General features: G+C 73.3%; 7 protein-coding genes and 1 pseudogene. 7 read left to right on the plus strand and 1 reads right to left on the minus strand.

Translation table 11 applies throughout. The annotated features are described in order from the left end of the window. The first annotated feature begins 225 nt into the window (after window positions 1-225). The 7 genes and pseudogenes from G5C65_RS21775 to G5C65_RS21805 all read left to right on the plus strand — a co-directional run bounded on the left by G5C65_RS21775 (window position 226) and on the right by G5C65_RS21805 (window position 9979). A complete protein-coding gene (locus tag G5C65_RS21775) occupies window positions 226-1494 on the plus strand; it encodes an extracellular solute-binding protein (RefSeq protein WP_165300593.1) in 1269 nt (422 codons plus the stop codon). A 17-nt stretch (window positions 1495-1511) separates the two neighbouring features. After that, window positions 1512-2378: pseudogene (locus tag G5C65_RS21780) on the plus strand (carbohydrate ABC transporter permease); the annotation flags it as partial. Then, entirely contained in the window at window positions 2375-3232 is an 858-nt protein-coding gene (locus G5C65_RS21785) for a carbohydrate ABC transporter permease (protein ID WP_338146569.1), read from the plus strand. The pseudogene G5C65_RS21780 and the gene G5C65_RS21785, both read left to right, overlap by 4 nt. Before the next feature lie 50 nt (window positions 3233-3282). Continuing rightward, window positions 3283-4956 (plus strand): beta-N-acetylhexosaminidase, encoded by a 1674-nt coding sequence (locus G5C65_RS21790; protein ID WP_165300588.1) that lies wholly within the window; start codon window positions 3283-3285, stop codon window positions 4954-4956. A 241-nt stretch (window positions 4957-5197) separates the two neighbouring features. Continuing rightward, on the plus strand, window positions 5198-6112 hold the full coding sequence (locus G5C65_RS21795) for an FAD binding domain-containing protein (RefSeq protein ID WP_206442111.1): 915 nt from the start codon (window positions 5198-5200) through the stop codon (window positions 6110-6112). Further along, window positions 6109-7494: a (2Fe-2S)-binding protein gene (locus tag G5C65_RS21800; RefSeq protein ID WP_165300590.1), complete on the plus strand. Its 1386-nt coding sequence runs from the start codon at window positions 6109-6111 to the stop codon at window positions 7492-7494. Before G5C65_RS21795 ends, G5C65_RS21800 begins: the two co-directional genes overlap by 4 nt. A 187-nt stretch (window positions 7495-7681) precedes the next feature. Next, window positions 7682-9979, plus strand: coding sequence for a molybdopterin cofactor-binding domain-containing protein (locus G5C65_RS21805; protein ID WP_165300591.1), 2298 nt, complete (start codon window positions 7682-7684; stop codon window positions 9977-9979). A 189-nt stretch (window positions 9980-10168) separates the two neighbouring features. Here the strand turns inward: G5C65_RS21805 and G5C65_RS21810 are convergent. Beyond that, a partial coding sequence (locus G5C65_RS21810) for an alpha/beta fold hydrolase (RefSeq protein WP_165300592.1) occupies window positions 10169-10843 on the minus strand: 675 nt, incomplete at its 5' end.

Raw genomic sequence — 10843 nt, forward strand, 5'->3', positions numbered from 1 at the left:
GTCATCCTGCGGGATGACGCGGGCGGGCCCTCACTGCGCTGACGAACTCCCGGTCCGGACTATTGCCCGGCGGGCGCGGGCCTCGTAGCCTCCTGCGGAAGTTGTGCAGCGCGAAACGCGCATTGCATATGGTGCAACGAACGAGAGGCAGGGGGTCTCGTCGTGAAGAGGTCCGAGAGGTTCCAGAGGTCCAGAAGAGCGGTCGCCTGCGCCGCGGTGCTGGGGATGGCGGGGCTCGCGGCCGCGGGCTGTGCGCCGTCCTCCTCCGACAACAACGGCGCGAAGGAGGACAAGAAGAGCGGAAAACTCCGCGTCTGGCTCTTCCGGGAAGTCGGCAACAAGCCCAAGGAGAAGGTCGTCGACGGCGTCGTCGACCGCTTCGAGAAGCAGCACGACGGTGTCACCGTGGACGTCCAGTACATTCCCGTCGACAGCCGTGCCGAGAAGATCAAGGGCGCCTTCAACGACCCCGGCTCGGCCCCCGACGTCATCGAGTTCGGCAACACCGACACCGCCGGATACGTCTCCGACGGCGGGCTCGCCGACATCAGCGCGGAGTTCGAGAAGTGGGGCGCGGCCAAGGACGTCGACGACACCGCGCGGAAGTCGGTGACCGTCAACGGGAAGATCTACGGCGTACCGCTGCTCGTCGGCGTCCGCGCGCTCTACTACCGCACGGATGTCTTCAAGGAACTCGGCCTCAAGCCGCCGCGGACGCTCGGCGAGGTCGCCCGCACCGCCAAGAAGATCCGCAGCGAGAAGCCCGAGCTGTACGGGCTGGCCGTCGGCGGCGCCTACACCTACGGCGCGATGCCGTTCCTCTGGGCGAACGGCGGCGAACTCGCCCGGTCCAAGGACGGGTCCAAGGGCGGCACTTTCGCCTCCGCCCTCGACACCGCCGCTTCCCGCAAGGGGACAGCTGCCTATACCGACCTGTTCGGGGGCGACAACTGCCCGGCGGCCAAGTGCGCGAAGATGAGCGGGAACGACACGGTCGAGGCGTTCGCCGGCGGAAAGGCGGGCATGGCCATCGGCGGCGACTTCAACCTCAAGGCCGTGCAGGAGGGCGCCGTCAAGGGCAAGTACGGCGTGGTGCCGCTGCCCGGTGTGCGGCAGGGCGAGGTCGCCCCCGCCTTCGCCGGCGGCAACAACCTCGGCGTCCTCAGGAGCAGCAAGCACCGCTCCCTCTCCGTGGACCTGCTGAAGGAACTCGCGGGCAAGGAGTCGCAGAAGAAGTTCTTCGAGGGGATGGGCTTCCTGCCGACCTTCGGCGACACCCGGAAAGAGGCCGCAGCCGAGGAGCCGGCCGTCGCGCCGTTCGTGAAGACCCTGGACGCGGGAACGAAATTCGTGCCCGCCAGCCCGGCCTGGGGTGAGATCGACGCCTCGCTGATTCTGCCCACCATGTTCCAGGAAATCGTCAGCGGCAAGAAGAGCGTCAAGGACGCCTCGCGTGACGCCGCCAGGAAGATGGACGAGGTCTTCGGCAAGTGAGCGGAGTGCGCGCCCCCCGCTGGACGCCCTGGCTCTATCTCGCGCCCGCACTCGTGGTGCTGGCGGGGCTGCTGGTCTACCCCATCTACCAGCTCGGGCTGATCTCCTTCCTGGAGTACACCCAGGCCCAGGTCAGCGGCGGCGAGCCCGCCACGTTCCAGGGCTTCGGCAACTACACCGAACTCCTCCGCGACCGCCAGTTCTGGGACGTGCTGCTGGCGACCGTGCTGTTCGCCGCGGCCTGCGTGCTCGGCACCCTGCTGGTCGGCTGCTCCCTGGCGGTGCTGCTCACCCGGGTGCGGGCCGTGCCCCGGCTGATGCTGATGCTGGCCGCGCTCGGCGCCTGGGCCACCCCCGCGATCACCGGCTCGACGGTCTGGGTCTTCCTCTTCGACCCGGACTTCGGGCCGGTGAACCGGGTACTGGGACTGGGCGACTTCTCCTGGACCTACGAGCGCTTCAGCGCGTTCGCGCTCGTCTTCTTCGAAGTCGTGTGGTGTTCCTTCCCGCTGGTGATGGTGACGACCTACGCGGGCATCCGGGCCATTCCGGCGGAGGTGCTGGAGGCGGCCTCGCTGGACGGCGCGGGAAGCTGGCGGATCTGGCGCAGCGTGATGGCGCCGATGCTGCGGCCGATTCTCATCGTGGTGACGATCCAGTCCATCATCTGGGACTTCAAGGTCTTCACCCAGATCTATGTGATGACGGACGGCGGCGGCATCGCGGGGCAGAACCTGGTGCTCAACGTGTACGCGTACCAGAAGGCGTTCGCCTCCTCGCAGTACGGACTCGGCTCGGCCATCGGGATCGTCATGCTGCTGATCCTGCTGGGCGTGACACTGCTCTATCTGCGGCTGCTGCGGAGAGGCGGAGAAGAACTGTGACAACCCTCGTGGCTGTGGTAAAGCAGGCGTTCCGCAAACCGTGGCGGCTGGCGGCGGAGACGAGCGCCGTGCTGATCGCGCTCCTGGTGGCCTTCCCGCTGTACTGGATGGTGCTCTCGGCCTTCAAGCCGGCCGGAGAAGTGCGCGGCGACCACCCCGTCCCCTGGACGCTCTCGCCCTCCCTGGACTCCTTCCGGCGGGTCTTCGAGCAGGAGGACTTCGGGCGGTACTTCCTCAACAGCGTGGTGGTCGCTGTGAGCGTCGTCATCGTCTCCGCGCTGATCGCCTTCCTCGCGGCCACCGCCGTGACACGCTTCCGCTTCCGGCTGCGCACGACGCTGCTCATTCTCTTCCTGGCGGCCCAGATGGTGCCCATCGAGGCGCTGACGATCCCGATGTTCTTCCTGATGCGGGACGTCGGCGCGCTGAACACGCTGACGTCGCTGATCCTGCCGCACATCGCCTTCTCCCTCCCCTTCGCGATCTGGATGCTGCGGGGCTTCGTCAAGGCGGTACCGGAGTCGCTGGAGGAGCAGGCGTTCATCGACGGGGCAGGCCGGGCCCGCTTTCTGTGGCAGATCCTCTTCCCGCTGGTCTTCCCGGGGCTGGTGGCGACGAGTGTCTTCTCCTTCATCTCCACCTGGAACGACTTCCTCTTCGCGAAGTCCTTCATCATCAGCGCGCCGGAGAACTCCACGCTCCCGATGGCGCTGCTGGTCTTCCTCGACAACGAGACCCCGGACTGGGGCGGCGTCATGGCCGCCTCCACCGTCATGACGATTCCGGTCCTGGTGTTCTTCGTCGCCGTCCACCGCCGCCTGGTCTCCGGCCTGGGCGGCGCCGTCAAGGACTGAGCCCCGGCACCGGGGGCGCACCGCCCGTACCACCCGCATCAAGGAGCCCTATGACACCGCTCGACCTCGTTCCGCGCCCCCGCACCGCGCACACCGCTCAGGGCGAGGGATTCACCCTGGGCCCCCGCACCGCGCTGGACACCGGGCCCGGCACCGGGGCCACAGCGCACCGCATCCGCGCCGAACTGGGCGCGGCCACCGCGGCGCCCCTGCTGCCTCCCGACGGCACCGAGCAGCACGTCCTCGCCCTCCGTCTGGACCCCGCGCTCGGCCCCGAGGCGTACCGCCTCACCGTCGGCGCCGGGCGCGCCGAGATCACCGGCGGTGCGGCACCCGGCGTCTACTGGGGAGCCCAGACGCTGCGCCAGCTGCTGCCGCCCCGCGCCTGGCGGCGCGCGGGCGACGCGGAGGACGGGGCCGCGACCGCGCCCCCGGTCCGTATCGAGGACGCCCCCCGCTTCCCCTGGCGCGGCTTCATGCTGGACGTGGCCCGGCACTTCACGCCGAAGGAGGGCGTGCTCCGCGTCCTGGACCTGCTCGCCGCGCACAAGCTCAACGTCTTCCACTTCCACCTCACCGACGACCAGGGCTGGCGGATCGAGATCCGCCGGCACCCCCGGCTCACCACCGTCGGCGCCGTCCGCTCCCGCACCCGCGTCGGGCACCGGGCCTCCGAGCTGTGGGACCCCCAGCCGCACGGCGGCCACTACACCCAGGACGACATCCGGGAGATCGTCGCGTACGCGGCGGCCCGGCACATCACCGTCGTCCCGGAGATCGACATCCCCGGGCACTCCCAGGCCGCCATCGCCGCGTACCCCTTCCTGGGGAACGCCGACGCCGTGGACACCGAGGCGCTGGAGCCGTGGACCGACTGGGGCGTCAACCCCAACGTCCTCGCGCCCACGGACGCCGTCCTCCGCTTCTACGAGGAGGTGCTGGAGGAGGTGCTGGAGCTGTTCCCCTCCCCGTATGTGCACATCGGCGGCGACGAGTGCCCCGACGACCAGTGGGCCGCCTCGCCCGCGGCGCGCGCCCGGATGGCGGAGGAGGGCGTCACGGACCCGGGCCGGCTCCAGGACTGGTTCAACCGGCACTTCGGGGCCTGGCTGGCCGCCCGCGGGCGGCGGCTGGTCGGCTGGGACGAGATCCTGCAGAGCCGGGACCCGCGGACCGGGGCGGGGGAGCCGGGCGCCGACCGGGAGCTGCCGCCGGGCGCCGTCGTGTCCTCCTGGCGCGGCTACTCCGGCGGCGTGGCGGCGGCCGAGGCCGGACATGACGTGATCATGTGCCCGGAGCAGCATGTCTATCTCAACCACCGGCAGGACGGCGGGCCCGACGAGCCCGCGCCCATCGGCTTCGTCCGCACCCTGCGCGACGTCTACCTCTTCGAGCCGCTGCCGCCCCGGCTGGCCGGGACCCCGCACGCCGCGCACGTGCTGGGCACCCAGGCGAACCTGTGGACGGAGTGCGTGGACACCCAGCAGCGCCTGGACTATCTGGCCTTCCCCCGGCTGTGCGCCTTCGCAGAGGTGGCCTGGTCCGCGCTGCCGCCGCCCGCCGAGCGGGACTTCGCGGACTTCGAACGGCGCATGACGGCCGCGCACTACGCCCGGCTGGACGCGCTCGGCGTGAAGTACCGGCCGCCGTCCGGGCCTTACCCCTGGCAGCGCCGCACCGGCGTGCTCGGACGTCCGCTCGACGGGCCGCCCCCGATCGTGTGAGCCCGCGCTCCCGCGTCCTCCCGGGGGGCGGGCCGCGGACCCGGAAGGTTGGTGCGGAGGGACGCGGAGGGACGGGGTAAACACAGCAATCCGCTCTCGAACGGACAGAACCGCCCTTCCTGGACCCTCGTGTCAGCAGCCCGCCGAGATATGCCAGAGTTGCCTCGTCCGGGCTGTGAGCACGTACCGTACGGCAGTGCAGCCGGGGTGCCCGGGGACTTCGGGGAAGGGGCAGCGAGAGTTGAGCACGCACGTACAGCATGCACCGCGCGACCAGCACGCTGTGCCCTCCGTCATGCTCCCGAGCACGCTGGAGGAGGCGGTCGCCGCGCTCGCCGCCGTGCCCGCCGCCGTCCCCGTCGCGGGCGGCACCGACCTGATGGCGGATGTGAACGCGGGGCAGCTGCGCCCCGCCGCGCTCGTCGGCCTCGGCCGGATCAGCGAGATCCGCGGCTGGGAGTACCAGGACGGGCACGCCGTGCTCGGCGCCGGGCTCACCCACGCCCGGATGGGCCGCCCGGACTTCGCCGCGCTGATCCCCGCTCTCGCCGCCGCCGCGCGCACCGCGGGCCCGCCGCAGATCCGGAACGCCGGAACCCTCGGCGGCAACGTCGTCAGCGCGGCGCCCACCGGCGACACCCTGCCGGTGCTGGCCGCGCTGGACGCCACGCTGTCCATCGCGGGCCCCGCGGGCGCCCGCAGGGAGCTGCCGGTCAGCCATCTGCTGGCGGGCGTGGACATGCTGCGGCCCGGCGAAGTCGTCGGCTATGTGCGGCTGCCGCTGCTGCACGCCCCGCAGACCTTCCTCAAGGCCACCGGTCGCACCGGCCCCAGCCGGGCACTCGCCTCGGTGGCCGTGGTGCTCGACCCCGTACGGCGCGGAGTGCGGTGCGCCGTGGGCGCGGTGGCCCCGATGCCGCTGCGCCCGCTGGAGGCGGAGCGCTGGATCGCCTCGCTGATCGACTGGGACGGCGACCGCGGGCTCGCGCCGGAAGCGCTGTCCGCTTTCGGGGAGTACGTCGCGATGGCGTGTATTCCGGATCCGGCGCCGGAGGACGGGGAGGGCACGCCTTCCGCACTCCCGCCCGCCGCGCTGCATCTACGGCGTACGGTGGCGACGCTGGCCCGCAGGGGACTCGGGAAGGCTCTCGCATGAGCGGCACGACACACGGCAACGAGAACGCCAACCGGAACGCGAACGGGAACACGAACGGGAACGGGAACGCGAACGGGGTTCCCGAGCAGTACGACGACCCGTACGGCGCCTACGGGCAGGAGCGCCCCCAGGCGTGGGGCACCGGCGAGTACGACGCGGACGCCACCGGGTTCGTGCAGCTCCCGAGCGAGGGGCTGCCGCCGGACTTCCCGCTGGCCGCGCCCGGCACCGGCCAGGGCGGATACACCCCGCCGCCCATCGAGCCCGCGCCCCCGGCACACCCGGAGCCGGCGGCCGACGCGCCGGTGCCGCCCCCGGCCGGGGGCCACTGGGTGCTCCCCTTCGCCGGGGCCGAGGCGGGCACGCCGCAGCGCCATCCGGGTGAGGCGGAGTTCACGGGTCCGGAACCGGAACCGCATCCGGAACCCGGCCCCCCGGCGGGCGCGGAGGAGCCGGGCGCGGGCGCCCCGTACGGGCAGGGCGCCGCCGCCGCGCTCGCCGGTTCGCACGAGGCCCGCACCCGGCGCCGCCCGCTCGGCGACGGCACGGCCCGGCCGGTGTCCGGCGGCCCCGAGGGGGCGCACTCCGCGGTGCCCGACGCGCCGCCGGAGGCCGTGCCGGAGCACGCGCCGACGCCCGCCGGGCTCACGGCGCCCGAGCCCGCGCCGCCCTCCGCGCCCGAGCCCTCCGACCCGCGGGTCTCCGATTCCGCGACCTCCGATTCCGCGACCTCTGATTCCGCGGTCTCCGATTCCGCGGTCTCCGGGAGCGAGGCCGAACAGGCCGCGGCAGCGGTGCCCGAGGGGCTCCCCGTCGACGGCGAGCACCCGCTCACCTCCTACGTCCTGCACGTCAACGGCGCGGACCGGCCCGTCACCGGAGCGTGGATCGGGGAGTCGCTGCTGTATGTGCTGCGCGAGCGGCTGGGGCTGGCCGGCGCCAAGGACGGCTGCTCGCAGGGCGAGTGCGGGGCGTGCTCCGTCCAGGTCGACGGCCGGCTGGTGGCCGCCTGTCTGGTGCCCGCCGCGACGACGGCCGGTTCCGAGATCCGCACGGTCGAGGGCCTGGCCGCCGGCGGCGCCCCCTCGGACGTGCAGCGCGCGCTCATCGAGAGCGGCGCGGTGCAGTGCGGGTTCTGCGTCCCGGGGCTCGCGATGACCGTGCACGACCTGCTGGAGGGCAACCACGCGCCGAGCGAGCTGGAGACCCGGCAGGCGGTGAGCGGCAACCTGTGCCGCTGCTCCGGCTACCGGGGCGTCCTGGACGCGGTCCGCGCGGTCGCCGCCGAGCGGGCGGCCACGCCGGAGCCGGAGGGAGAGACCGCCCCCGAGGGCCCGCAGATTCCGCAGCAGGCCCGCCATCCCGAGTGGGGTGGCGGGTGATGCGCCCCCTGCCGTGGCTGCCCGGCCGGGGCTGCCCCTGCCCGCGTGCCCCGAAGGGGCGCGGGGAACTGCGCGACCAGCTACAGAGCACCCGCAGCCTGCGACGAGACAGCAAGGGGCAACCCCGACCCGGCAAGGTCCGCCGGACACCCCCCGGGGGCGCGGCAGCGAAGAGAAAGGCGGGGCTGTGACCGAGACGAGTGAGGGCGCGGCGCTCACCGGCATCCCCGGCGGCGAGCCGCACGGGCTCGGCGCCTCCGTACCGGCAGCCGACGTGTACGCCAAGGCCGCCGGCACCTATCCGTACGCCGCCGATCTGTGGGCCGAGGGCCTGCTCTGGGCCTCCGTCCACCGCGCCCCGCACCCGCGCGCCCGTATCCTCTCGATCGACACCGAGCAGGCCGCCGCGATGCCGGGCGTGCGCGCGGTCCTCACCCACGAGGACGTGCCGGGCGAGGCCGCGCACGGCCGGCGCGTGGCGGACCAGCCGGTCTTCGCCCGCGACACGGTCCGCTACCACGGCGAGCCGATCGCCGCCGTCGCCGCCGACCACCCCGACACCGCGCGGCTCGCCGCCGCCGCCATCGCCGTCGAGTACGAGGTGCTGGAGCCGGTCACCGACCCGGAGGCGTCGTTCGAGTCCGAGCCGCTGCACCCCGACGGCAACCTCATCCGGCATATCCCGCTCCGCTACGGCGACCACGAGGTGGTCGGCGACGTGGTGGTCGAGGGGCTGTACCGGATCGGCCGCCAGGACCCCGCGCCGGTGGGCGCGGAGGCCGCGCTCGCCGTGCCCCGGCCGGACGGCGGCGTCGAGATCTACACCGGCTCCACCGACCCGCACCGCGACCGCGACCTCGCAGCCGCCTGCTTCGGACTGCCCCCCGAGCAGGTGAAGATCGTCGTGACCGGCGTCCCCGGCGCCCTCGGCGACCGGGACGACGCGAGCCTCGGCGTCCCGCTCGGCCTGCTGGCCATGCGCACCGGGGGCCCGGTGAAGATCGCCGTCACCCGCGAGGAGTCGTTCCTCGGCCACCCGCACCGCCACCCCACCCTGCTGCGCTACCGCCACCACGCGGACAGCGAGGGCAGTCTGCTCAAGGTCGAGGCCCAGATCCTGCTGGACGGCGGCGCGTACGCCGACACCTCAGCGGAGGCGCTCGCCGCCGCCGTCTCCTTCGCGGCCGGCCCCTACGTCGTGCCGCACGCGGTCATCGACGGCTGGGTCGTCAGGACGAACAACCCGCCGTCCGGCCATATGCGCGGCGAGGGCGCCATGCAGGTGTGCGCCGCGTACGAGGGCCAGATGGACAAGCTCGCCGACCGGCTCGGCCTCGACCCGGCCGAGCTGCGGATGCGCAACGTCCTGGCCACCGGCGATCTGCTGCCGACCGGCCAGACCGTCACCTGCCCCGCGCCCGTCGCCGAACTCCTTGGCGCCGTCCGCGAGGCGCCGCTGCCGGCCCTGCCGAAGGAGGAGGGCCCGGCCTCCGCGTGGCTGCTGCCCGGCGGCCCGGACGGCGCGGGCGACCCCTCCGCCGTACGGCGCGGCGTCGGCTACGCGCTCGGCATGGTGCACATGCTCGGAGCCGAGGGCACCGACGAGGTGTCCACCGCCACCGTCAAGGTCACCGGGCAGGTCGCCACGGTGCTGTGCGCGGCGGTGGAGTCCGGGCCCGGCTTCGCGACGCTCGCCCGGCAGATCGTGCAGGAGACGCTGGGCGTCGAGGAGGTGCACGTCGCCTCCATCGACACCGACCAGCCCCCGGCCGGCGCGGGCGGGCGCGGGCGCCACACCTGGGTCTCGGGCGGCGCCGTCGAGCGGGCCGCGAAGATGGTCCGCACCCAGCTCCTGCAGCCGCTGGCCGCGAAGTTCGGGATGTCCACCGAGCTGCTGTCCATCGCCGACGGCAAGATCACTTCATATGACGGGGTGCTGTCCACCACCGTCACCGAGGCGCTGGACGGCAAGGAGCTGTGGGCCACCGCGCAGTGCCGCCCGCACCCCACCGAGCCGCTGGACGAGACGGGCCAGGGCGACGCCTTCGTCGGCCTGGCGTTCGCCGCCGTACGGGCCGTCGTGGACGTCGACATCGAGCTGGGGTCCGTACGCGTCGTCGAGGTCGCCCTCGCCCAGGACGTGGGCCGCGTCCTCAACCCGGCGCAGCTGCGCACCCGCATCGAGGCGGGCGTCACCCAGGGCGTCGGCACCGCGCTCACGGAGCATCTGCGGGTCGCCAAGGGCGTCGTGCGCCACCCCGACCTGACGGCGTACGCCCTGCCGACCGCCCTCGACACCCCCGACATCCGCATCGTGAAGCTGGTGGAGGAGCGGGACGTCGTCGCCCCGTTCGGCGCCAAGGCCGCCTCCACGGTGCCGGTGGTCGTCTCCCCGGCGGCGGTGGCGGCGGCGGTGCGCTCGGCCACGGGCCGCCCGGTGAACCGGCTCCCCATCCGTCCCCAGGCGGCCGTGAGCCCCGAATAGCTCACAGGTAGAGCTGCGCCCCGCACGACGCGCAGTGCACCTTGCCGTTCCGTACGACCGTCTTCGGGTGGGAGCACGCCTCAGTCACCGGTTCCGCCCTTCCTCCGTGGAGTGAACTGCCTCCACGGTGATACGGAACCGACGGTCATCACCAGCAGGGAGCAGGTGCTCACCCACCGTGCACGGGGCTCAGTCCGGCGCGGTGAGGAAGTCCTCCACGAGCGGGCGCAGCAGCTCGGGTTCGTCCACCCACGGGTAGTGCCCGACCTCGTGCAGCGTGCGGAGACGCGCGTGCGGGAAGCTCGCCGCCACCGCCTCGCCGGAGCGCATCCCGGTGATGGCGTCCCGGTCGCCCGTCACTACCAGTACCGGGGCCGGGACCGCGCGCAGGCCCTCCAGCACGGCCTGCCGCCGGGCCTCGGTGACGCCCTGCCAGAACGCCGCGCGGGGCACCGGGTTGAGCTGCTCGCCCTCGTCCGCCGCGTGCTCCTGCTGGGGCAGCTCCCAGCGGCCGTAGGCCATGGGCGCGGCCCGCAGCAGCAGGCCGCGGATCTCGTCCAGGTCGGTGGCGTGGCCGAGGAGTTTGACGGCGACATAGGCGTCCTCCCACCAGTCCGCCTCGGCGGCGCGCGCCTCGAAGATCTCGCGGGCGTCGTCGGGGAGCCGGCCCTGGAGGCGGGACCCGGGGTTGAGGAGGACGAGGTGGGTCAGGCGTTCGGGGTGCGCCGCGGCGTACGCCTGCGCGGTGGCGGCTCCCGCGTCGTGCGCGAGGAGCGCGAAGCGCTCCAGGCCGAGGTGGGCGCGGAGGGCCTCGACGTCCTCGGCGAGGCGCGGGAAGGCGTAGGCGCCGGGGGTGGCCGGGGG

Origin of the sequence: Streptomyces boncukensis, from assembly GCF_011045075.1 — a bacterium.
Lineage (GTDB): Bacteria > Actinomycetota > Actinomycetes > Streptomycetales > Streptomycetaceae > Streptomyces > Streptomyces boncukensis.